Source organism: Escherichia sp. KTE172 (assembly GCF_000408845.1).
Taxonomy (GTDB): domain Bacteria; phylum Pseudomonadota; class Gammaproteobacteria; order Enterobacterales; family Enterobacteriaceae; genus Escherichia; species Escherichia coli.
In genome coordinates this window covers 3,574,649-3,597,379 of the sequence record NZ_KE137316.1, presented here as the reverse complement: position 1 = coordinate 3,597,379, position 22,731 = coordinate 3,574,649, and the positions used below count along the sequence as shown (strand labels likewise).

The window sequence follows — 22,731 nt, the reverse complement described above, 5'->3', positions numbered from 1 at the left end:
ATCTCTTACAGAAATGGTAAAGAAGGCATAATTCCCCGTGAAATCCTGGCTAAGAAGCCTTTATCTGGTTGTTCTTCTTTATTGATTAAAGGAAGGTCATCCAAATCGCCCAGCAAATACGTATTTTTTGCCTGCCAGTCAATCATCCATATTTTCAGCAGTGGATAAGCCAGACCGCCCGTAATCCCGGATATCACCACCAACGCACACATGCGATAAAGCATACCGTGGTACGTTAAAGTTGAGCGAAAACGAATACGCCCATCATTCAGTGACAGGTTGCTCATAAAATGATTTCGCAACGACACCGTTAAATAACTGGTGCTAACAGCAATCCCAAAATAATAGATTAACTGCGCGATTATCATTTTACGTTGCATTTCCATAAATTGCTGTAAATTCTCAATATCATCATTTGCATACACAGAACTATCATACGCATTTAATATTTGATCGAAGATAATATAACCAGCAACAGCGAGAAAAGGTAATAAAGCTAAAAATGCGAGAATGGCATATTTTATACAATACGTAGTATCTAATTTCACCTTGAAACGATGTATACCGAAACTGGTATTGCTCCAGAGAAAACTCATTACCAGGCTATATAAAGTACCATTAAAAATACCAATGGAAACAATACCAACTATTGCCATCAGAACCACAGATATAATAACACTACTTGAACTATTGGCATGTAGCATCTTTGTCGAGATAAAGAAAACAGTCCCCATCCCAATGGCCATTAAAATCGGCAAGAAAAAGGTTACCCACCAGAACCCTTTCATAGAGCAATTAAAACTAAATCTTACGCCGTTGAGACTGGTCATCAAGGCCTGATAACGCAGTCCTTTTGCTGCCATAAATATAAGCAAAACCAACAGTAACAAAGTCAAAACACAGCCAACAAGTGGCATATCTGCTGACACTGTCATTAAGATTGCGAAATAGCAAAAAACAAAAACAAGACAACTAACAAAAACATTCCCACCAGTAATTCCATAAGAAAATCGTTGTCCGTTAACTTCCATATTAGCATAGAGATAACGCTTACATTTCATTAATGCCCATGGCAAATAGATACCTAGCGTTATAATCGTTAACAACACATTCACCACACAAATAAGAAAATATCTCTCACCTGTACCATGAAAAACAAACGAATGGGACGGAACATCCATTTCATTAATAACTTGAGCCATAAAAATTCCCTGAATTAAAAAATCCATTGATATAATTTATATATACAGACAGTAAAATGTTCTGCCACGTTACAATACTCTTATCAGTAATAGGCTGGCAAAAACTTTATTACTTTATAAGTCGCTTGCGCACGTAAGAAGAGAGTGGTATTAAACAAATGTATAATTACTTTATTTTTATTGGGTTAAACTATGAATAACATTGCGCCGCAATCACCTGTAATGCGTCGCCTGACGCAGCAGGATAATCCCGCCATCGCCCGCGTCATTCGTCAGGTATCCGCCGAATACGGTCTTACCGCTGATAAAGGCTACACCGTCGCCGATCCGAACCTGGACGAGTTGTATCAAGTGTATAGTCAGCCGGGTCATGCATATTGGGTGGTTGAGTACGATGGTGAAGTGGTCGGCGGCGGTGGGATTGCGCCATTAACCGGGAGTGAGTCGGACATTTGCGAACTGCAGAAGATGTATTTTCTTCCGGCTATTCGCGGTAAAGGGCTGGCGAAAAAACTGGCCTTAATGGCGATGGAGCAGGCACGAGAGATGGGCTTCAAACGCTGCTATCTGGAAACGACCGCTTTTTTGAAAGAAGCGATTGGTTTGTATGAACATTTAGGTTTTCAACATATCGACTATGCACTTGGCTGCACGGGCCATGTAGATTGTGAAGTGCGGATGCTACGCGAACTCTAAAAAAATGCCCGCTAGTGTGTGCTATCGGGCATTTTAATCAATTAATTAGTGGCGAACCCCGTCATCGTCTTCATCGACAAAATCTTCATCGTCGCCGTCTTCGCCATTGGGATCTTCAAAGTAAGTGCCCCAACCGTCGTACTCAACGTCAAATTTCTCCGCCAGCGTCATCAGTTGTTCAACCTGGGCATCGATCAGATCGGCATTCAACGCGCACTCGCTGAGGATGTCGCAGCAAATCACGATATCACCATCTTCAACTTCCAGCTCTTCTGGATCGGTCACTTCGTAACCGAGTTTAAACGCTTCAACTGCTGCTTTTTCCAGGGTTTCCAGATCGTCTGCGGAAAGATGGTGTTCGATGGTGTACAGCGCGTCCGGATCGCTGCCATCTTCCAGTAATTCTTCAATAATCAAACGTGTTTCTTCACGCTGTTCTTCCAGTTGTTCCGGGTTTGCCATGGCTCATTCCTCTTAATGTCCTGCCGATACTCTTATTGTCACACACCACTGACATTGCCTCCACCTTTGTGACAAAGATTTATGCTTTAGACTTGCAAATGAATAATCATCCATATAAATTGAATTTTAATTCATTAAGGCGTTAGCCACAGGAGGGATCTATGTCCGGGTTTTATCATAAGCATTTCCTGAAATTACTCGATTTCACGCCAGCTGAACTCAACAGCCTGCTGCAGTTAGCCGCGAAGCTGAAAGCCGATAAGAAAAGCGGCAAAGAAGAAGCCAAACTCACTGGTAAAAACATCGCGCTCATCTTCGAAAAAGACTCGACCCGTACCCGATGCTCTTTCGAAGTTGCCGCATATGACCAGGGTGCTCGCGTTACTTATCTCGGCCCAAGCGGCAGTCAGATTGGTCATAAAGAGTCGATTAAAGACACTGCCCGCGTGCTGGGTCGCATGTATGACGGTATTCAGTATCGCGGCTATGGTCAGGAGATTGTCGAAACACTGGCGGAATACGCTGGCGTGCCGGTATGGAACGGCCTGACCAATGAGTTTCACCCCACGCAGTTGCTGGCGGATCTCCTCACCATGCAGGAGCATTTACCCGGTAAAGCATTCAACGAAATGACGCTGGTCTATGCAGGTGACGCACGTAACAACATGGGCAATTCGATGCTCGAAGCTGCGGCGCTTACCGGTCTGGATTTGCGTCTGGTCGCGCCACAGGCATGCTGGCCGGAAGCTGCGCTGGTTACGGAATGCCGCGCCCTGGCACAGCAAAATGGCGGGAATATTACGCTGACGGAAGATGTAGCCAAAGGAGTTGAAGGTGCTGACTTTATCTATACCGATGTATGGGTGTCGATGGGGGAAGCAAAAGAGAAATGGGCAGAACGGATTGCATTACTGCGTGATTATCAGGTGAACAGCAAGATGATGCAGTTGACCGGTAACCCGGAGGTCAAATTCCTCCACTGCCTGCCCGCGTTTCATGACGACCAGACGACGCTTGGTAAGAAAATGGCGGAAGAGTTTGGCCTACATGGCGGAATGGAAGTGACTGATGAGGTCTTCGAATCTGCCGCCAGCATTGTTTTTGATCAGGCGGAAAACCGCATGCATACCATCAAAGCGGTGATGGTCGCGACGCTCAGTAAATAATTGATATCGCTATAAAGATGCCGGGAAATACAAAAACATCCCGGCATCACATTATTTTATGCAGTAATAGTTCAATTATTCCATCCATATTTTTCTATTGCTATACGTAAATCTTCCGGAGGATTTTCATCATTCTTGTTCTAATTTTTAATTCATTAACCATCTTTTCTTCAAAAATCTTAACGACATAACCCGGATTGTTTTTTACAATTTCATTTGTTTTTTCTTCATTACCATAAACATATCCTAACTCATTAAGATACAGCTGTTCGCCCTCATAATCTTTAAGTAATTGATAGAAATACCACTTAGCAAAATCAGGTTGCTTCATGAAAAAATCCTTCAAAAAAAATATCATTTACTAAAATGCTGACAGGCACTTCATTAAATAGCAACTTAACATCATCAAATAACCTTAGTATTAAGCGTGATTTTTCTTGATTGCTTAAGTTAAAATCATTGACATATGCAACCAACTTATCCCAAATCAATTCCTGTAATTTACGGCTATTTTTATAGTGTTCTTTATCGAGATTGAAAAATAAGGTCTCAGCTATTTTAATTTTAGATTGATCGCAGCTAAAATCTTTAGATTGATCGCGGCTAAAATCAATATGATTTATCACGGAGCATGCATACTTTATCTTTTCAGAATCACCAAAATATTGCATTCTTTTATTAAAACATCAATCCAGTATTCTTACGTCATTAATATATGGGAATTTTAAAAAAATCTCCAGAATCGAATCGATGACCGGTGTAAGGTTAACTTTTGCATCATCTAAGGAATCAATAAGAATATGAGACAGGTTAACTTTGATGTCATTAATTTCATTGTCAGTAGCTTTCTTATTATTAAGAAGATAATTATTTACTGCGTTAAGGTCATCTATTTCTTTCAGTATCCCTTTTTCACCAAGCAAGTATGAAATCGATTCATTACATACATAAGGCATTAATAGCAGATGTTCTTTCCTTATTGCTAATAATGCATTATTCAATGGTTTTTCTAATAAATCCGTAATCGTAGAATCAACTGAATCTTTACAACTCACCTGCGAGTTATTCAAGTCCTGAGAATTATTTAACTCCTGCGGAATATTTAATAGACGAGCTATTTCCTTGTTAGCTTCGCGTTGGTAACACGCCAGAATCTTGTTAGTAATCAGGTGTAATGAACTCTCATCTTTTCTTTCAAAGGACTTCCCTTCATAACGATTAGTCGAACCATCAGGTTGTGTAAATATAATGACTGTATGTCCTTCACGAATCCCATTATTAAAAGCTGAGGCAAGTGTAATTTCTATTTCCACCTTAGATAAATCCGCTCGCTCCCCTTCAGGATTATTCATAACAAACTTCATTATCTCACTACCATCATTATTTTTGATATAAGATGAGGACTTAATATGAGCCATCATATTTCTACCCGCTTCGTTGGAGCGTTTGCTAAAATCCACATAACCCAGGGTAAATATCTTAGCCAAAAACTCCAAAAATGCTCTGGGAGAAAGAATATTGCTTCTGCTATTCTGCCCTCCGGCAATTCGGGCAAAATCATTCATTCCCACATACCAGGTATCTAAGTCTTCATTTTTTTGTTTACAATTGTCGGCTGATGTAATGTTTTGAGAAAAATTCCAACCTGATATTTTGCTCATGACGGACTCCTTGAGTTAATAAGAACGTCTAAGCATTACAAATTTTACTCACAAAAAATATCAAAAAACGCTCTTTTCACAAACTCGCCGTAAATCTGGAGTTATTTACGGCGAAAAGTCATCACGCCATCAGCATCTTCACTACTGCTTTGCGAACCTGGGCTGGTGCACCCACTGCGCACAGCGGTTTATGCACTTCCCCCGGATAAAACACAACAAAATCACCTTCATTAAGGATAACTGTTTTCTCATCAACGCCTTCCGGCAAAAATGCGATGTCTTTATCAGCTAACCAGTCGGTATCCGGCGTGCCTGCAGGTTGCGTGCTGAAGGTCATGCCTTCCTGACCTTTTAACACAATCTGAATGTCGAGATAGCGGGCATGGTACTCCGCACGGCGGGCTTCGTACGGCTCGGTCATATCTTCCGAGATAAGATAAAACAGACGATTGCCTTCGATATCGTGCTTGCCCTTTGGCGTTTCTGCCGTAACGTGTGCTTTGATATGCTCAATCGCCTGGCGTAACTCCTGGGGTAGCCACGGCTGAAGATTATGAATATTTCCGATGATCATCTTTTCCACTCCTTAATTAAAACAACGTTTCATTTCTATCGTTATACGAAAAGATGATCAATTCCGCTAGCCTTAACGCGTGAATTATTGTCTTATCACAACTTATCGGCAGGCGCGTTCCCGCCTTTCGGATCAAGGCCAGCATCACTCCTTGAGAAGAGTTTTTATCGCTTCCCCCGCCAGTGCAGCTGTTGCACAGAGTTGTTCGATTGAGTGCCCCTCCCGTGCCTTCGCAGAAAGCCCTGACATCACGGTACTCATAAAATCAGTCACACATTGTGCGCTTTGTGGATGCCGCCTGGCGATATAGTCATAAATGGTCGTTTCTGCGGCGTGATAATATTGAACGGCAATATCACGCGCTAGTGGATCATGACTATGAATACCTTCAAGAACCATACAGCCAGCGCAGCCGCCGTTTTGGCTATATCTGCGCGCCGCTTCTTTTAATACCTCAACCAGGCACTCGCCTACTGGACGATCATCACGAAGAATATCGGCAAGCGGAATAGCTTCCGTACCGACGTATTCATTGAGTACACGGCTAAATAACCCAGCTTTACTGCCAAAAGCCGCGTAGAGGCTCGGGGGGTTAATACCAAGATAATCAGTAACTTCAGCAACACTGACAGCATCGAAACCTTTTTGGTGAAAAAGCACTTTTGCCGCAGAGATTGCCTGCTCAGGAGCGAAACGTCTGGGACGACCTGGAACGCGAGATTGTTTTTTAGTGACCATTACAAAACCTGTTGACAGAAAGTTAAAACAGTTTTGTAATGCATGTTACATAATAAATCAAGGAGTCCTTATGGGCGCTTTTACAGGTAAGACAGTTCTCATCCTCGGTGGCAGTCGTGGTATCGGTGCCGCTATCGTACGTCGTTTCGTCACCGATGGGGCCAATGTACGATTCACCTATGCGGGGTCGAAAGATGCCGCTGAACACCTGGCACAAGAGACTGGAGCGACAGCAGTATTCACAGATAGTACTGACAGAGACGCTGTCATTGATGTCGTTCGTAAGAGCGGCGCATTGGATATCCTGGTGGTAAATGCAGGTATTGGCGTCTTTGGCGATGCCCTGGAATTGAATGCCGACGATATTGATCGCCTTTTCAAAATCAATATTCATGCTCCTTATCATGCCTCTGTTGAAGCCGCCCGGCAGATGCCCGAAGGCGGGCGCATCTTAATCATCGGCTCCGTGAATGGCGATCGTATGCCTGTTGCAGGCATGGCTGCTTATGCCGCCAGTAAATCTGCCCTGCAAGGCATGGCGCGCGGGCTGGCCCGTGATTTCGGACCGCGTGGGATCACCATTAACGTCGTCCAGCCAGGGCCAATTGATACCGACGCTAATCCCGCCAACGGGCCAATGCGCGATATGTTGCATAGTTTTATGGCTATCAAAAGACATGGGCAACCGGAAGAGGTCGCTGGTATGGTCGCATGGTTAGCAGGGCCAGAAGCCAGTTTTGTTACCGGCGCGATGCATACCATTGATGGCGCGTTTGGCGCATAACCGACTACGCTCAATTAAGCCCAGCCATTTCCCATGATGTCTGGGTTTTGTTTACTCACGTCGTCCGCTAAAAGCGGCTCCTGGTAAATATAAATCTTCTGTTCATGTCGTAAATCTTGAGGATAACCAAATGGTAGAAAGAACCGCTGTTTTCCCTGCAGGCCGACATTCACTGTATGCTGAACATCGTTATTCTGCGGCTATTCGCTCCGGCGATTTGCTGTTTGTTTCCGGGCAAGTAGGAAGTCGAGAGGACGGAACACCAGAACCCGATTTTCAGCAACAAGTCAGACTGGCATTTGATAATTTGCATGCGACCCTGGCTGCTGCGGGATGCACTTTTGACGATATCATTGATGTTACGAGCTTCCATACCGATCCAGAAAACCAATTTGAAGACATCATGACGGTGAAAAATGAAATATTTAGCGCCCCACCTTATCCAAACTGGACGGCGGTAGGTGTTACATGGCTGGCAGGCTTTGATTTTGAAATTAAAGTGATAGCGCGCATCCCTGAGCAGTAAGCAATAGTGTTAGCCGTTCGTTTTCACACTCCGCCCTATAAGTCGGATGAATGGAATAAAATGCATATCTGATTGCGTGAAAGTGAAAAAGAAAAAAGCAGGAAATGTCTGCAATTATTGATACCGAACGACCGTTCCCCTGCAGAATCACAACAAATAAAAATGCATGCATTTTGACTTATAATTCAAATAAACCGTTTGCGCTGACAAAATATTGCATCAAATGCTTGCACCGCTTCTGACGATGAGTATAATGCCGGACAATTTGCCGGGAGGATGTATGGTTCAGTGTGTTCGACATTTTGTCTTACCGCGTCTGAAAAAAGACGCTGGCCTGCCGTTTTTCTTCCCGTTGATCACCCATTCCCAGCCCCTCAATCGAGGGGCTTTTTTTTGCCCAGGCGTCAGGAGATAAAAGATGGCTAATCCGCTATATCAGAAACATATCATTTCCATAAACGACCTTAGTCGCGATGACCTTAATCTGGTGCTGGCGACAGCGGCGAAACTGAAAGCAAACCCGCAACCAGAGCTGTTGAAGCACAAAGTCATTGCCAGCTGTTTCTTCGAAGCCTCTACCCGTACCCGCCTCTCTTTCGAAACATCTATGCACCGCCTGGGTGCCAGCGTGGTGGGCTTCTCCGACAGCGCCAATACATCACTGGGTAAAAAGGGCGAAACGCTGGCCGATACCATTTCGGTTATCAGCACTTACGTCGATGCGATAGTGATGCGTCATCCGCAGGAAGGTGCGGCGCGCCTGGCCACCGAGTTTTCCGGCAATGTACCGGTACTGAATGCCGGTGATGGCTCCAACCAACATCCGACGCAAACCTTGCTGGACTTATTCACTATTCAGGAAACCCAGGGGCGTCTGGACAATCTCCACGTCGCAATGGTTGGTGACCTGAAATATGGCCGCACCGTTCACTCCCTGACTCAGGCGTTAGCGAAGTTCGACGGCAACCGTTTTTACTTCATCGCGCCGGACGCGCTGGCAATGCCGCAATACATTCTGGATATGCTCGATGAAAAAGGGATCGCATGGAGTCTGCACAGCTCTATTGAAGAAGTGATGGCGGAAGTAGACATCCTGTACATGACCCGCGTGCAAAAAGAGCGTCTGGACCCGTCCGAGTACGCCAACGTGAAAGCGCAGTTTGTTCTTCGCGCCAGCGATCTCCACAACGCCAAAGCCAATATGAAAGTGCTGCATCCGCTGCCGCGTGTTGATGAGATTGCGACGGATGTTGATAAAACGCCACACGCCTGGTACTTCCAGCAGGCAGGCAACGGGATTTTCGCTCGCCAGGCGTTACTGGCACTGGTTCTGAATCGCGATCTGGTACTGTAAGGGGAAATAGAGATGACACACGATAATAAATTGCAGGTTGAAGCTATTAAACGCGGCACGGTAATTGACCATATCCCCGCCCAGATCGGTTTTAAGCTGTTGAGTCTGTTCAAGCTGACCGAAACGGATCAGCGCATCACCATCGGTCTGAACTTGCCTTCTGGCGAGATGGGCCGCAAAGATCTGATCAAAATCGAAAATACCTTTTTGAGTGAAGATCAGGTAGATCAACTGGCATTGTATGCGCCGCAAGCCACGGTTAACCGTATCGACAACTATGAAGTGGTGGGTAAATCGCGCCCCAGTCTGCCAGAGCGCATCGACAATGTGCTGGTCTGCCCGAACAGCAACTGTATCAGCCATGCCGAACCGGTTTCTTCCAGCTTTGCCGTGCGAAAACGCGCCAATGACATCGCGCTCAAATGCAAATACTGTGAAAAAGAGTTTTCCCATAATGTGGTGCTGGCCAATTAATTGCGGTTGGTAATAAAAGTCTGGCTCCCTATAATGAGCCAGACTTTTTACCGCTGTAATAAAGGAGAAATCATGAGCAAAACTATCGCGACGGAAAATGCACCGGCAGCTATCGGTCCTTACGTACAGGGCGTTGATCTGGGCAATATGATCATCACCTCCGGTCAGATCCCGGTAAATCCGAAAACGGGTGAAGTACCGGCAGACGTCGCTGCACAGGCACGTCAGTCGCTGGATAACGTAAAAGCGATCGTCGAAGCCGCAGGCCTGAAAGTGGGCGACATCGTTAAAACCACCGTGTTTGTGAAAGATCTGAACGACTTCGCAACCGTTAATGCTACCTACGAAGCCTTCTTCACCGAACACAATGCCACCTTCCCGGCACGTTCTTGCGTTGAAGTTGCCCGTCTGCCGAAAGACGTGAAGATTGAGATCGAAGCGATCGCTGTTCGTCGCTAATCTTGATGGAAATCCGGGCTATCATGCCCGGATTAAGTCTGATGACAAACGCAAAATCGCCTGATGCGCTACGCTTATCAGGCCTACGTGATTCCTGCAATTTATTGAATTTGTTGGCCGGATAAGGCATTTACGCCGCATCCGGCATGAACAAAGCTTACTTTGTCTGCAATCTGAATCGGGGCTATCGTGCCCAGTTTATTCTTTACTGCCAGCCGTAACGACGGCTATAAAATCCTTTCACCAACTGAGTTAATGTCATATACCCTGCCAGAATCGCAACCAGCCACGGGAAATAGCTTAACGGCAGCGCCTGCAGCTGCAGATAACTGGCCAGCGGTGAAAACGGCAATGCGATCCCGACAATCATCACGATCACGGTCATGATCATTAACGGCCACGATGCACAGCTCTGAATAAACGGCACACGGCGGGTGCGGATCATATGCACAATCAGCGTTTGCGACAGTAAGCCCACCACAAACCATCCCGACTGGAACAGCGTTTGCGTTTCCGGCGTGTTGGCATGGAATACCCACCACATCAGGCAAAACGTCAGAATATCGAAGATCGAGCTGATCGGTCCGAAGAAGATCATAAAGCGCCCCAGATCCGCCGGATTCCAACGCTGCGGCTTTTGAATTTGCTCGTCGTCGACGTTATCAAACGGGATCGCCACCTGTGACACATCATACAGCAGGTTCTGAATAAGCAAGTGTAACGGCAACATCGGCAGGAAGGGCAAGAAAGCACTCGCCACCAGCACGCTGAACACATTACCGAAGTTGGAGCTCGCCGTCATTTTGATGTATTTCAGCATGTTGGCGAAAGTGCGACGTCCTTCAATAACCCCCTCTTCCAGCACCATCAGGCTTTTTTCCAGCAGGATGATATCAGCCGCTTCACGGGCAATATCTACCGCGCCGTCCACAGAAATGCCGATATCCGCAGCGCGTAAGGCGGGCGCATCATTAATACCATCGCCCATAAAGCCAACCACATGCCCTTCGCGCTTCAGTAAGGTCACAATGCGTTCTTTATGCATCGGCGTCAGGCGGGCAAACAGCGTGGTGCGCTGTGCAAGATTTGCCAGTTCGTCGTCAGATAGCGTTTCAATATCACTACCAATGACCACCTCTCCCGCGTCCAGCCCCACTTCATGGCACACTTTCGCTGCAACTAACTCACTGTCGCCAGTAAGGATTTTTACGGTAATGCCACTCGCTTTTAATGCCTTCAGTGCCGGAGCGGTTGTCTCTTTTGGCGGATCAAGGAAAGCAATATATCCTTCGAGGATCAGGTCGGATTCATCCGCCCGCTGGTAATCTCCTTCACGCGCTGGCAGGTATTTCGTCGCCACCGCAACCACGCGCAGCCCCTGACGATTCAGCGTATCAGTAACCCGCTTAATCTTACGCAGCATGATGTCATCGAGCGGCACAATCTCGCCATTGTGACGCACCTGCGAACACACATTGAGGATTTCCTGCAATGCACCTTTGCAAACCAGCTGATGGTGCTCGGTATTTTCTGCCACTACCACCGACATCCGGCGACGCTCGAAATCAAACGGAATCTCATCAATTTTTTGCCAACGACTGGCCAGCGAGCGCGCTGACTCTTCATCCGTACCTTCGAGCACCGCTGTATCGAGCAGGTTTTTAAGTCCGGTCTGATAATGACTGTTCAACCACGCGCTATGCAGCACGCGTTCGCTGGTTTTACCGGAGATATCGGTATGATTCTCCAGCACAATTTTGTCCTGTGTCAGGGTGCCAGTTTTATCAGTGCACAGAATATCCATTGCGCCAAAGTTCTGAATAGCATCCAGATGTTTGACGATCACTTTCTGTTTCGACAGCTTTACTGCGCCGCGCGCCAGCGTCGAGGTAACAATCATCGGCAACATTTCCGGCGTTAAGCCTACCGCGACCGAAAGCGCAAACAGTGCCGCTTCCCACCAGTCGCCTTTGGTGTAACCGTTGATAAGCAACACCACCGGAGCCATCACCAGCATAAAGCGAATCAGCAGCATACTGACGCGGCTGATCCCCTGCTGAAAGGCATTCGGCTCGCTTTCCTGCTCACTAACACGCCCCGCCAGTTGACCAAACCAGGTATTGGCACCTGTAGCAATCACCATTGCTTGTGCCGTGCCGCTCACCACGGTGGTGCCCATAAAACACAGCGTGTCGCACTCCAGCGGATTGCTGTGCTCCGGCTGGCGAGTGGTAGCGGCTTTTTCCACGGGCAGAGACTCACCGGTTAACGACGCCTGAGCGACGAACAGATCCCGCGCCTGCAAGATACGTAAATCTGCCGGGATCATATCTCCCGCCGCCAGTTTTATAATATCGCCGGGCACCAGCTGGTCGATCGGGATCTCCAGCCAGCCATTTTCGCCTTTGTCGTTAATTACGCGCAGCACCGTCGCGGTATTGCTGACCATCGCTTTCAGGGCATCTGCCGCTTTAGTGGAACGTGCTTCCTGAATAAAGTTCAGTAACGTTGAAATAGCGACCATTAGCGCAATAACGCCCGCGGCAAATAAATCTTCCGTGGCGTAAGAAATAGCGCCGAGAATGGTGAGTAAAATATTAAAGGGGTTGCGATAGCAGACCCATAAATGTACCCACCACGGCGACGGTTGTTGTGCGGGTAATTTATTTTCACCATGTTGTTCGCGGGCAGATTCCACTTCCGCCTGATTTAACCCTTCCGGATGGGTGTCGAACGTTTTCCATAATTCTTCTTCGGGCATCACCGCCATTTTCAGGCAATGCGCACTTAAGGACGGCGGGACCGCCGTATTCACTGTCTGCTGCGCGCCAGGCAATGGATCGCGATGAACCAGACGGGAAGGTAAATGGCGAATGAGCCGGGTAAAAATTTCTTTAAACATAAGGAGTCCCTCCGCACTGTCTGAAACAGTACAGAAATGTCTTCAGGCGTGGCGAAGCCTTACCTGAAGGTAATAAAGCTGAGCAGGGACGTTAAAACGTCACGGCCTTACGCATCCGGTAACGCCGTGAAAAGACGGGCTTACCGGAAAAGTTTTAATCTCCGTCGAGGGAGAGGCGTGGGATCAGGTTCCATATAACCTCCGGTAAGTGAAAAAAGCGCCGCAAATAATAAGGAGAATCCAATAATATTCGTAGCATCTATGGCGATATAATACCTGCTGGCAACTAAACCAACGATAAACCAGACTTTACCCATTGCTGAATGCACGGGTAAAGTTAGGCTCAAATAATTAAACAACACGTTACAGGACAACAGGATGCAAAATCGGCTGACCATCAAAGACATCGCGCGCTTAAGCGGCGTGGGGAAATCTACGGTTTCCCGGGTGCTGAATAACGAAAGCGGCGTGAGCCAGCGCACCCGCGAGCGTGTTGAAGCAGTGATGAATCAGCATGGATTTTCCCCTTCCCGCTCTGCGCGCGCTATGCGTGGGCAAAGCGATAAAGTGGTCGCCATCATTGTTACCCGCCTGGATTCGTTGTCAGAAAATCTCGCTGTTCAAACCATGCTGCCAGCGTTCTATGAACAAGGTTACGACCCAATCATGATGGAAAGTCAGTTTTCCCCGCAATTAGTTGCCGAACATTTGGGGGTGCTGAAACGGCGTAATATCGACGGCGTAGTGTTGTTCGGTTTTACTGGCATAACAGAAGAAATGTTAGCCCACTGGCAGTCATCGCTGGTTCTGCTGGCGCGTGACGCAAAAGGCTTTGCTTCGGTCTGTTATGACGACGAAGGGGCAATCAAGATCCTGATGCAACGGCTCTATGACCAGGGGCATCGCAATATCAGTTATCTCGGCGTGCCGCATAGTGACGTGACGACCGGGAAGCGACGTCACGAAGCCTACCTGGCGTTCTGCAAAGCGCATAAACTGCATCCCGTTGCCGCTCTGCCAGGGCTTGCTATGAAGCAAGGCTATGAAAACGTAGCAAAAGTGATTACGCCTGAAACTACCGCGTTACTGTGCGCAACCGACACTCTGGCTCTTGGCGCAAGTAAATACCTGCAAGAGCAACGCATCGACACCTTGCAACTGGCGAGCGTCGGTAATACGCCGTTAATGAAATTCCTTCATCCGGAGATCGTCACCGTAGATCCTGGCTACGCCGAAGCTGGACGCCAGGCGGCCTGCCAATTGATCGCACAGGTAACCGGGCGCAGCGAACCGCAACAAATCATCATCCCCGCCACCCTGTCCTGATCGTTTCCTGAACGATAAATTGTGATCTTCGCTGCGTTTCGGGAACGTTCCCGTTTTTAAATTTTTCCGCGCAATATATTCTGCAGCCAACCAAAAATGTCATCTGCCATGGGGCTTTATGATGAGCAAAATAAACCAAACGGATATCGATCGGTTGATTGAACTGGTCGGCGGGCGCGGCAATATTGCGACGGTGAGCCACTGTATTACTCGCCTGCGCTTTGTCCTCAACCAACCGGCCAATGCCAGACCGAAAGAAATTGAGCAACTCCCCATGGTGAAAGGCTGTTTCACCAATGCCGGGCAATTTCAGGTGGTGATTGGCACCAACGTGGGTGATTACTATCAAGCACTAATAGCGTCAACCGGACAGGCGCAGGTTGATAAAGAGCAGGTAAAAAAAGCCGCCCGGCAGAATATGAAATGGCATGAGCAGTTGATCTCTCATTTCGCGGAGATCTTCTTCCCGTTGCTGCCCGCGTTGATTAGCGGCGGTTTGATCCTCGGTTTTCGTAATGTGATCGGCGATTTGCCCATGAGCAACGGTCAAACGCTGGCGCAAATGTACCCTTCCCTGCAAACGATCTACGATTTTCTGTGGTTGATCGGTGAAGCGATCTTCTTCTACCTGCCGGTCGGGATTTGCTGGTCAGCGGTGAAAAAAATGGGCGGCACGCCGATCCTTGGTATCGTGCTTGGCGTGACACTGGTTTCCCCCCAGCTGATGAACGCTTATCTGCTCGGGCAGCAGCTGCCGGAAGTGTGGGACTTTGGCATGTTCAGCATCGCCAAAGTGGGCTATCAGGCGCAGGTGATCCCGGCACTGTTAGCCGGGCTGGCGCTGGGCGTTATTGAAACTCGCCTTAAACGCATCGTACCGGATTACCTCTATCTGGTGGTGGTGCCCGTCTGTTCGCTGATCCTCGCGGTGTTCCTCGCCCATGCGCTGATTGGTCCGTTTGGTCGCATGATTGGCGATGGCGTTGCCTTTGCGGTACGTCACCTGATGACCGGCAGCTTTGCTCCGATTGGTGCGGCATTGTTTGGCTTCCTGTACGCGCCGCTGGTGATCACCGGCGTACACCAGACCACCCTTGCTATTGATTTGCAGATGATTCAAAGCATGGGTGGCACGCCAGTGTGGCCGCTGATTGCGCTGTCGAATATCGCTCAGGGCTCCGCCGTGATAGGCATTATCATTTCCAGCCGCAAGCACAATGAACGCGAGATCTCCGTGCCTGCCGCTATCTCCGCCTGGCTTGGGGTCACTGAGCCTGCAATGTACGGCATCAACCTGAAATATCGCTTCCCGATGCTGTGCGCGATGATTGGTTCTGGTCTGGCAGGATTACTATGCGGCCTGAACGGCGTTATGGCGAATGGTATCGGCGTAGGCGGCCTGCCGGGAATTCTCTCGATTCAACCGAGCTACTGGCAGGTATTTGCGCTGGCAATGGTTATCGCCATCATCATCCCGATTGTACTCACCTCGTTTATCTATCAGCGGAAATACCGCCTGGGCACGCTGGATATTGTTTAATTTTCTTCGGGGCGCAATTGCGCCCCCTCGCATTTGCAGGAATAACGTAATGACTAATCTTCCCCACTGGTGGCAAAACGGCGTTATCTACCAGATTTATCCAAAGAGTTTTCAGGACACCACGGGTAGCGGCACCGGCGATTTACGTGGCGTTATCCAACGCCTGGACTATCTGCATAAACTGGGCGTTGATGCCATCTGGCTAACCCCCTTTTATATCTCTCCCCAGGTCGATAACGGTTACGACGTAGCGAACTATACGGCGATTGATCCCACCTACGGCACGCTGGACGATTTTGACGAACTGGTGACGCAGGCAAAATCGCGCGGGATTCGTATCATTCTTGATATGGTGTTTAACCATACCTCTACCCAACATGCCTGGTTTCGCGAGGCGCTGAACAAAGAAAGCCCTTACCGCCAGTTTTATATCTGGCGCGATGGCGAACCAGAAACGCCACCGAACAACTGGCGTTCAAAATTTGGCGGTAGTGCGTGGCGCTGGCATGCGGAAAGCGAACAGTACTATTTGCATCTCTTTGCACCAGAACAGGCGGATCTCAACTGGGAGAATCCAGCGGTACGCGCAGAGCTGAAAAAAGTCTGTGAATTCTGGGCCGATCGTGGGGTCGACGGGTTGCGCCTGGATGTGGTGAATCTGATCTCCAAAGACCCGCGTTTCCCTGAAGACCTGGATGGCGACGGGCGTCGCTTTTACACCGACGGGCCACGAGCACACGAGTTTTTGCACGAGATGAACCGCGATGTGTTTACGCCACGCGGGTTAATGACCGTAGGTGAAATGTCCTCCACCAGCCTTGAGCATTGCCAGCGATACGCGGCACTGACAGGCAGTGAATTGTCGATGACCTTTAATTTTCATCACCTGAAGGTCGATTATCCCGGTGGTGAAAAATGGACGCTGGCTAAACCTGACTTTGTGGCGTTGAAAACATTGTTCCGCCACTGGCAACAAGGAATGCACAACGTGGCATGGAATGCCTTGTTCTGGTGTAACCACGATCAGCCGCGCATTATTTCTCGCTTTGGTGATGAAGGTGAATACCGCGTGCCTGCGGCAAAAATGCTGGCGATGGTGCTGCATGGCATGCAGGGAACGCCGTATATCTACCAGGGCGAAGAGATTGGCATGACCAACCCGCATTTCACGCGCATTACTGACTATCGCGACGTGGAGAGCCTCAATATGTTTGCCGAGCTGCGCAACGATGGTCGTGATGCCGACGAGTTATTGGCAATCCTCGCCAGTAAATCCCGTGACAACAGCCGCACGCCCATGCAATGGAGCAACGGCGATAATGCCGGGTTTACGGCTGGCGAACCGTGGATTGGCCTGGGCGATAACTATCAACAAATCAACGTAGAAGCCGCGCTGGCCGATGACTCCTCGGTGTTTTACACCTACCAAAAGTTAATCGCACTGCGTAAGCAAGAAGCCATCCTGACATGGGGCAATTACCAGGATCTGCTGCCAAACAGCCCTGTATTGTGGTGCTATCGCCGTGAATGGAAGGGGCAAACCTTGCTGGTCATTGCCAACCTTAGCCGTGAGATCCAACCCTGGCAGCCAGGGCAAATGCGCGGCAACTGGCAGCTTGTGATGCATAACTACGAAGAAGCCTCACCACAACCCTGTGCCATGACTTTACGGCCTTTTGAGGCTGTCTGGTGGTTACAGAAGTAAGTATCCGCTAAGCCCCGGGAATGCCTGTCATTCCGGGGTTTTGTCTGTCAGCATGTTGTTTTTGTTGATTTTTCAACCAGCAAATTCATTAAAAAATTTACATAACGCTGTAGCGCCCGTCATCCGTACGCTCTGCTTTTTACTTTGAGCTACATCAAAAAAAGTTCAAACATCCTTGATGCAAAGCACTATATATAGACTTTAAAATGCGTCCCAACCCAATATGTTGTATTAATCGACTATAATTGCTACTACAGCTCCCCACGAAAAAGGTGCGGCGTTGTGGATAAGCGGATGGCGATTGCGGAAAGCACCGGAAAACGAAACGAAAAAACCGGAAAACGCCTTTCCCAATTTCTGTGGATAACCTGTTCTTAAAAATATGGAGCGATCATGACACCGCATGTGATGAAACGAGACGGCTGCAAAGTGCCGTTTAAATCAGAGCGCATCAAAGAAGCGATTCTGCGTGCAGCTAAAGCAGCGGAAGTCGATGATGCCGATTATTGCGCCACTGTTGCCGCGGTTGTCAGCGAGCAGATGCAGGGCCGCAACCAGGTGGATATCAACGAGATCCAGACCGCAGTTGAAAACCAGCTGATGTCGGGTCCATACAAACAACTGGCTCGTGCTTACATCGAGTACCGTCACGATCGCGACATTGAACGTGAAAAACGCGGTCGCCTGAACCAGGAGATCCGTGGTCTGGTCGAGCAGACCAACGCCTCGTTACTCAACGAAAACGCCAACAAAGACAGCAAGGTGATTCCAACCCAGCGCGACCTGCTGGCCGGGATCGTGGCTAAACACTATGCACGCCAGCACCTGCTGCCGCGTGACGTGGTGCAGGCACATGAGCGTGGCGATATTCACTATCACGATCTCGATTACTCGCCGTTCTTCCCGATGTTCAACTGCATGTTGATCGACCTGAAAGGCATGCTGACCCAGGGCTTTAAAATGGGGAACGCCGAGATTGAACCGCCGAAGTCGATCTCTACGGCAACCGCGGTAACTGCGCAGATTATTGCTCAGGTCGCCAGCCATATTTATGGCGGCACCACCATTAACCGTATCGATGAAGTGCTGGCGCCGTTTGTTACCGCCAGCTACAACAAACATCGCAAGACCGCAGAAGAGTGGAACATCCCGGACGCCGAAGGCTACGCAAACTCTCGTACCATCAAAGAGTGCTACGATGCCTTCCAGTCGCTGGAGTACGAAGTAAACACCCTGCACACCGCCAACGGTCAGACGCCGTTTGTAACCTTTGGTTTTGGTCTGGGCACCAGCTGGGAATCGCGCCTGATTCAGGAATCTATCCTGCGTAACCGTATCGCAGGCCTTGGTAAAAACCGTAAAACTGCGGTGTTCCCGAAACTGGTGTTTGCGATTCGCGATGGCCTGAACCATAAAAAAGGCGATCCGAACTACGACATCAAACAGCTGGCGCTGGAGTGCGCAAGCAAGCGCATGTATCCGGATATCCTGAACTACGATCAGGTAGTGAAAGTCACCGGTTCGTTTAAAACCCCGATGGGCTGCCGCAGCTTCCTCGGCGTGTGGGAAAATGAAAACGGCGAGCAGATCCACGATGGTCGTAACAACCTCGGCGTGATCAGCCTGAACCTGCCGCGTATTGCTCTGGAAGCAAAAGGCGATGAAGCCACCTTCTGGAAGCTGCTGGATGAACGTCTGGTGCTGGCACGTAAGGCACTGATGACCCGTATCGCTCGTCTCGAAGGCGTGAAAGCGCGCGTCGCCCCGATCCTCTATATGGAAGGTGCTTGTGGCGTACGTCTGAATGCTGACGATGATGTTTCTGAAATCTTCAAAAACGGTCGTGCGTCTATTTCGCTGGGTTACATCGGCATCCACGAAACCATTAACGCGCTGTTCGGCGGCGAGCATGTTTACGACAACGAGCAGCTTCGCGCGAAAGGTATCGCCATTGTTGAACGTCTGCGCCAGGCAGTGGATCAGTGGAAAGAAGAAACGGGTTATGGTTTCAGTCTCTACAGCACGCCGAGTGAAAACCTGTGCGACCGCTTCTGCCGTCTCGATACTGCTGAGTTTGGCGTGGTGCCGGGCGTGACCGATAAAGGTTACTACACCAACAGTTTCCACCTCGATGTGGAGAAGAAGGTGAACCCGTACGACAAGATCGACTTTGAAGCGCCTTACCCGCCGCTAGCGAACGGTGGTTTCATTTGCTACGGCGAGTATCCAAACATTCAGCACAACCTGAAGGCGCTGGAAGATGTCTGGGATTACAGCTATCAGCATGTACCGTATTACGGCACCAATACACCGATTGATGAGTGCTACGAGTGTGGCTTTACCGGTGAGTTCGAGTGCACCAGCAAAGGCTTCACTTGCCCGAAATGTGGTAACCATGACGCCTCCCGTGTGTCGGTGACTCGCCGCGTGTGCGGATATTTAGGTAGCCCGGATGCACGTCCGTTTAACGCTGGTAAGCAGGAAGAAGTTAAGCGCCGCGTTAAACATTTGGGGAATGGGCAGATAGGTTAATCTTCACTCTGCGCTAAGCAAATGCCGGATGCGGCGTAAACGCCTTATCCGGCCTACATTTGGCAACGGCTCCAGGCCTGATAAGACGCGACAGCGTCGCATCAGGCATTGATTACCGGATGCAGCCTACACGCGGACTGATAAGCCAGGCGAAATAATGAATTATCATCAGTACTATCCTGTCGACATCGTCAACGGCCCCGGCACTCGCTGCACCCTGTTTGTCTCCGGGTGTGTTCATGAATGCCCCGGTTGCTATAACAAAAGCACATGGCGGGTAAATTCTGGTCAGCCATTTACCAAAGCAATGGAAGACAAGATCATTAAAGATCTGAATGACACTCGTATCAAACGCCAGGGGATTTCCCTCTCCGGCGGCGATCCGCTGCATCCGCAAAACGTGCCGGATATTCTGAAACTGGTAAAACGCATCCGCGCCGAGTGTCCGGGTAAAGACATCTGGGTGTGGACAGGCTATAAACTCGACGAACTCAACGCTGCGCAAATGCAGGTTGTTGATTTGATTAACGTACTGGTCGACGGCAAATTTGTGCAGGATTTAAAAGACCCTTCCCTGATCTGGCGCGGCAGCAGCAATCAGGTGGTGCATCATTTGCGATGATAAGTTCCCTGTTACCTGAGTGCAGGCAACAGGGAAATGAGGAATTAACGATACTTCTGGTGATAGGCGTTGCGGGTCGTTTTCAGTTGCTCTGCAGCAGCCTGCGCTTCTTTTACTTTACCTTCATTTGCCAGCTTCAGCGCGTCGTCAATCTGACCGACCAGAATGTCGAAACCGTGGCGGAAATCTTTCATTTCCGGGCTGTCCGGTGATTTATCTTCGAGCTTCGGCGGCGTTGCTTTTTGCGCATCCAGCGCTGCGGCGCGCATCTTCGTTAACGCGTCTTTGACTTGCGCCGCGTTATCCGCTTTTTCGATCACTTTTAAATTGTCGTTGAGGGTTTCCATATTGTCTTCAAGATCAGCGGCAAACGACGCAGAACTGAATACCAACGAGGAGACTGCAAGAATAGCTAACAGGCTTTTACGCATTGCTCACTTCCTTTTTTATTTACACTTCATCCTTCACACTGCCTCATCGACGGCTACGCTCATTCGCCCGGGTCACGTACTGCGAGTACGCTCCCCGGCCCTCATTCACTTTCCGTCTCGATGCAGTGCGAATGATTTTGTGTAATTTTTTAGTTTATAGCGCGGCAGGTCGCGCCAGTTTTTTACTGCCCGGCGATTTTCATCTCCGGCAACAGCACAGAACCACACTGTATATTACTGCGTGTTTCAATATCGTTACCGACGGTGACAATATTGCGCCACATATCTTTTAAATTACCTGCGATGGTGATTTCACTAACGGGATACTGAATTTCGCCATTCTCTACCCAGAAGCCCGCTGCACCACGGGAATAATCACCGGTAATGGCACTCACGCCCTGGCCCATCAGCTCCGTCACCACCAGCCCGGTGCCCATCTCTTTGAGCATTTGTTCGAAGCTTAGCCCTTGTCCGGCAATCCGCCAGTTGTGAATACCGCCCGCATGTCCGGTGCTTTTCAGCCCCAGTTTCCGCGCCGAGTAGCTGGTCAGCAGCCACTGAGTCAGGATGCCATCTTTAATAATATCGCGACGCTCGGTGCGCACACCTTCGCTGTCGAATGGCGTCGACGCCAGCCCTTTCAGCAGATGCGGATGCTCTTCAATGGTCAGCCAGTCCGGCAGAATTTGTTTACCCAGCGAATCCAGCAGAAAGGTAGATTTACGGTAAACCGAGCCACCCGCTATCGCCCCCACCAGATGGCCAAAAAGCCCGGTTGCCACTTCATTGGCAAAAATGACTGGCGCTTTCATGGTGGAGAGTTTACGCGGTGACAGGCGCGATAAAGTACGGCGAGCACAGTCGGCCCCAACCCACTCTGGCGTTTGCAGATCGCTCATCGCACGACCAATGGTGTAGGCGTAATCACGCTCCATATCGCCATTTTCTTCGGCAATTACACAGCTGGAGAGTGAATGACGCGTAGAGCAGTAACCCTGCAACATGCCGTGGCTGTTGCCAAAAACTTTGACACCGTAGTGGCTGTTAAAACTGCCGCCTTCGGTATTGGTAATGCGTTTGTCCGCCTGCAATGCCGCCTGTTCTGCGCGGGCCGCCAGTTCAATGGCTTCATCCGGGGAAACTTCCGCAGGGTGGAACAAGTCGAGATCTGGTGCGTCAAAGGCCAGCAGCTCTTTGTCTGCCACGCCGGCACAGGGATCTGGCGAGGTATAACGGGCAATATCCAGCGCCGCCTGTACGGTGCGGGCAATGGCCTGCGGGCTTAAATCGGTGGATGATGCGCTACCTTTGCGGTTCTGGTGATAAACAGTGATCCCCAGCGCGCCATCGCTATTGAATTCAACATTCTCCACTTCACCATAACGCGTGCTTACGCTAATGCCGGTGGTCTTGCTGACGGCAACTTCCGCACCGTCCGATTTGCCTGAGGCCAACTCCAGCGCAGTGGAAACTGCTTCTTCCAGAATCTTGCGCTGCGCTTCAACTTGAGAGATTACTTTCATTGCAAGTGCCATAATGTAGAGAGTTTCTCTGAAGTCTAACAGAGAACCGTTTTT

The 22,731-nt window shown here is 49.1% G+C and carries 21 protein-coding genes and 1 pseudogene; 13 read left to right on the top strand and 9 right to left on the bottom strand.

All coding sequences use genetic code 11. The features are described from left to right. Positions 1-5 precede the first annotated feature (5 nt). A complete protein-coding gene (locus G434_RS07035; protein ID WP_000079641.1) occupies positions 6-1,202 on the bottom strand; it encodes a YjgN family protein in 1,197 nt (398 codons plus the stop codon). Positions 1,203-1,394: 192 nt separating this feature from the next. On the opposite strand from G434_RS07035, the gene G434_RS07040 reads away from it, so the two are divergent. Further along, entirely contained in the window at positions 1,395-1,898 is a 504-nt protein-coding gene (locus tag G434_RS07040) for a GNAT family N-acetyltransferase (RefSeq protein WP_001059422.1), read from the top strand. A 45-nt stretch (positions 1,899-1,943) separates the two neighbouring features. Here the strand turns inward: G434_RS07040 and rraB are convergent, their stop codons facing one another. Next, positions 1,944-2,360 (bottom strand): ribonuclease E inhibitor RraB, encoded by a 417-nt coding sequence (rraB, locus tag G434_RS07045; protein ID WP_000002953.1) that lies wholly within the window; start codon positions 2,358-2,360, stop codon positions 1,944-1,946. 161 nt (positions 2,361-2,521) lie between these two features. Here rraB and argF point away from each other — a divergent pair, with 161 nt between their 5' ends. After that, positions 2,522-3,526 carry an ornithine carbamoyltransferase gene (gene argF, locus G434_RS07050; RefSeq protein WP_000012907.1) on the top strand — a complete coding sequence of 335 codons (1,005 nt, stop codon included), beginning with the start codon at positions 2,522-2,524 and terminating at the stop codon, positions 3,524-3,526. Positions 3,527-3,597: 71 nt separating this feature from the next. Here the strand turns inward: argF and G434_RS31110 are convergent. From G434_RS31110 to G434_RS07075, 3 genes and pseudogenes are all read right to left on the bottom strand, one after another. Then, positions 3,598-5,187, bottom strand: a pseudogene (locus tag G434_RS31110) (DNA-binding protein). Positions 5,188-5,308: 121 nt separating this feature from the next. Then, positions 5,309-5,761 (bottom strand): toxin-antitoxin biofilm protein TabA, encoded by a 453-nt coding sequence (gene tabA, locus G434_RS07070; RefSeq protein WP_000583470.1) that lies wholly within the window; start codon positions 5,759-5,761, stop codon positions 5,309-5,311. Between the two features lie 144 nt (positions 5,762-5,905). Then, positions 5,906-6,499 (bottom strand): TetR/AcrR family transcriptional regulator, encoded by a 594-nt coding sequence (locus G434_RS07075; protein ID WP_000256656.1) that lies wholly within the window; start codon positions 6,497-6,499, stop codon positions 5,906-5,908. Between the two features lie 70 nt (positions 6,500-6,569). Here G434_RS07075 and bdcA point away from each other — a divergent pair, with 70 nt between their 5' ends. From bdcA to ridA, 6 genes are all read left to right on the top strand, one after another. Beyond that, entirely contained in the window at positions 6,570-7,283 is a 714-nt protein-coding gene (bdcA, locus tag G434_RS07080) for an SDR family oxidoreductase (protein WP_000500691.1), read from the top strand. A gap of 130 nt (positions 7,284-7,413) precedes the next feature. Next, positions 7,414-7,809 (top strand): RidA family protein, encoded by a 396-nt coding sequence (locus G434_RS07085; RefSeq protein WP_000230281.1) that lies wholly within the window; start codon positions 7,414-7,416, stop codon positions 7,807-7,809. Positions 7,810-8,089: 280 nt separating this feature from the next. Continuing rightward, on the top strand, positions 8,090-8,224 hold the full coding sequence (pyrL, locus tag G434_RS0125750; RefSeq protein WP_001296693.1) for a pyr operon leader peptide: 135 nt from the start codon (positions 8,090-8,092) through the stop codon (positions 8,222-8,224). A 3-nt stretch (positions 8,225-8,227) separates the two neighbouring features. Then, positions 8,228-9,163, top strand: coding sequence for an aspartate carbamoyltransferase (gene pyrB / locus G434_RS07090; protein WP_000013046.1), 936 nt, complete (start codon positions 8,228-8,230; stop codon positions 9,161-9,163). Between the two features lie 12 nt (positions 9,164-9,175). Beyond that, entirely contained in the window at positions 9,176-9,637 is a 462-nt protein-coding gene (gene pyrI / locus G434_RS07095) for an aspartate carbamoyltransferase regulatory subunit (protein WP_000148581.1), read from the top strand. 72 nt (positions 9,638-9,709) lie between these two features. Continuing rightward, entirely contained in the window at positions 9,710-10,096 is a 387-nt protein-coding gene (ridA, locus tag G434_RS07100; RefSeq protein ID WP_000047539.1) for a 2-iminobutanoate/2-iminopropanoate deaminase, read from the top strand. 205 nt (positions 10,097-10,301) lie between these two features. On the opposite strand, the gene mgtA is transcribed toward ridA, so the two are convergent. Together mgtA and mgtL are read right to left on the bottom strand one after the other, a co-directional pair. Continuing rightward, positions 10,302-12,998, bottom strand: coding sequence for a magnesium-translocating P-type ATPase (gene mgtA / locus G434_RS07105; RefSeq protein ID WP_000471866.1), 2,697 nt, complete (start codon positions 12,996-12,998; stop codon positions 10,302-10,304). A gap of 140 nt (positions 12,999-13,138) precedes the next feature. Further along, positions 13,139-13,192 carry a mgtA regulatory leader peptide MgtL gene (gene mgtL, locus G434_RS29940; protein ID WP_001387276.1) on the bottom strand — a complete coding sequence of 18 codons (54 nt, stop codon included), beginning with the start codon at positions 13,190-13,192 and terminating at the stop codon, positions 13,139-13,141. A 184-nt stretch (positions 13,193-13,376) separates the two neighbouring features. On the opposite strand from mgtL, the gene treR reads away from it, so the two are divergent. The 5 genes from treR (at position 13,377) to nrdG (ending at position 20,723) form a co-directional block, all read left to right on the top strand. Further along, the gene (gene treR / locus G434_RS07110; RefSeq protein ID WP_001181324.1) at positions 13,377-14,324 is read left to right on the top strand and encodes a trehalose operon repressor TreR; all 948 of its coding nucleotides are present in this window, start codon (positions 13,377-13,379) and stop codon (positions 14,322-14,324) included. Between the two features lie 118 nt (positions 14,325-14,442). Continuing rightward, complete coding sequence (gene treB / locus G434_RS07115; protein ID WP_001297258.1) at positions 14,443-15,864, top strand: PTS trehalose transporter subunit IIBC; 1,422 nt, start codon at positions 14,443-14,445, stop codon at positions 15,862-15,864. A 49-nt stretch (positions 15,865-15,913) separates the two neighbouring features. Next, positions 15,914-17,569 carry an alpha,alpha-phosphotrehalase gene (treC, locus tag G434_RS07120; RefSeq protein ID WP_001298928.1) on the top strand — a complete coding sequence of 552 codons (1,656 nt, stop codon included), beginning with the start codon at positions 15,914-15,916 and terminating at the stop codon, positions 17,567-17,569. Positions 17,570-17,962: 393 nt separating this feature from the next. Further along, on the top strand, positions 17,963-20,101 hold the full coding sequence (nrdD, locus tag G434_RS07125; RefSeq protein ID WP_000187778.1) for an anaerobic ribonucleoside-triphosphate reductase: 2,139 nt from the start codon (positions 17,963-17,965) through the stop codon (positions 20,099-20,101). 157 nt (positions 20,102-20,258) lie between these two features. Then, positions 20,259-20,723: an anaerobic ribonucleoside-triphosphate reductase-activating protein gene (gene nrdG, locus G434_RS07130; RefSeq protein WP_001106222.1), complete on the top strand. Its 465-nt coding sequence runs from the start codon at positions 20,259-20,261 to the stop codon at positions 20,721-20,723. A 44-nt stretch (positions 20,724-20,767) separates the two neighbouring features. Here the strand turns inward: nrdG and cybC are convergent, their stop codons facing one another. After that, positions 20,768-21,154: a cytochrome b562 gene (gene cybC, locus G434_RS07135; protein WP_001232240.1), complete on the bottom strand. Its 387-nt coding sequence runs from the start codon at positions 21,152-21,154 to the stop codon at positions 20,768-20,770. A gap of 182 nt (positions 21,155-21,336) precedes the next feature. Next, positions 21,337-22,689 carry a metalloprotease PmbA gene (pmbA, locus tag G434_RS07140; protein WP_001162171.1) on the bottom strand — a complete coding sequence of 451 codons (1,353 nt, stop codon included), beginning with the start codon at positions 22,687-22,689 and terminating at the stop codon, positions 21,337-21,339. Positions 22,690-22,731: the final 42 nt, after the last annotated feature.

Bases quoted from the DNA above. Each gene is read 5' to 3' on its own strand.
- pyrI (WP_000148581.1), top strand. From the start codon at position 9,176: ATGACACACGATAATAAATTGCAGGTTGAAGCTATTAAACGCGGCACG.
- argF (WP_000012907.1), top strand. From the start codon at position 2,522: ATGTCCGGGTTTTATCATAAGCATTTCCTGAAATTACTCGATTTCACG.
- cybC (WP_001232240.1), bottom strand. From the start codon at position 21,154: ATGCGTAAAAGCCTGTTAGCTATTCTTGCAGTCTCCTCGTTGGTATTC.
- pmbA (WP_001162171.1), bottom strand. From the start codon at position 22,689: ATGGCACTTGCAATGAAAGTAATCTCTCAAGTTGAAGCGCAGCGCAAG.
- G434_RS07075 (WP_000256656.1), bottom strand. From the start codon at position 6,499: ATGGTCACTAAAAAACAATCTCGCGTTCCAGGTCGTCCCAGACGTTTC.
- treB (WP_001297258.1), top strand. From the start codon at position 14,443: ATGATGAGCAAAATAAACCAAACGGATATCGATCGGTTGATTGAACTG.
- nrdG (WP_001106222.1), top strand. From the start codon at position 20,259: ATGAATTATCATCAGTACTATCCTGTCGACATCGTCAACGGCCCCGGC.
- G434_RS07035 (WP_000079641.1), bottom strand. From the start codon at position 1,202: ATGGCTCAAGTTATTAATGAAATGGATGTTCCGTCCCATTCGTTTGTT.
- treR (WP_001181324.1), top strand. From the start codon at position 13,377: ATGCAAAATCGGCTGACCATCAAAGACATCGCGCGCTTAAGCGGCGTG.
- nrdD (WP_000187778.1), top strand. From the start codon at position 17,963: ATGACACCGCATGTGATGAAACGAGACGGCTGCAAAGTGCCGTTTAAA.
- tabA (WP_000583470.1), bottom strand. From the start codon at position 5,761: ATGATCATCGGAAATATTCATAATCTTCAGCCGTGGCTACCCCAGGAG.
- G434_RS07085 (WP_000230281.1), top strand. From the start codon at position 7,414: ATGGTAGAAAGAACCGCTGTTTTCCCTGCAGGCCGACATTCACTGTAT.
- bdcA (WP_000500691.1), top strand. From the start codon at position 6,570: ATGGGCGCTTTTACAGGTAAGACAGTTCTCATCCTCGGTGGCAGTCGT.
- G434_RS07040 (WP_001059422.1), top strand. From the start codon at position 1,395: ATGAATAACATTGCGCCGCAATCACCTGTAATGCGTCGCCTGACGCAG.
- pyrB (WP_000013046.1), top strand. From the start codon at position 8,228: ATGGCTAATCCGCTATATCAGAAACATATCATTTCCATAAACGACCTT.
- ridA (WP_000047539.1), top strand. From the start codon at position 9,710: ATGAGCAAAACTATCGCGACGGAAAATGCACCGGCAGCTATCGGTCCT.
- pyrL (WP_001296693.1), top strand. From the start codon at position 8,090: ATGGTTCAGTGTGTTCGACATTTTGTCTTACCGCGTCTGAAAAAAGAC.
- rraB (WP_000002953.1), bottom strand. From the start codon at position 2,360: ATGGCAAACCCGGAACAACTGGAAGAACAGCGTGAAGAAACACGTTTG.
- mgtA (WP_000471866.1), bottom strand. From the start codon at position 12,998: ATGTTTAAAGAAATTTTTACCCGGCTCATTCGCCATTTACCTTCCCGT.
- treC (WP_001298928.1), top strand. From the start codon at position 15,914: ATGACTAATCTTCCCCACTGGTGGCAAAACGGCGTTATCTACCAGATT.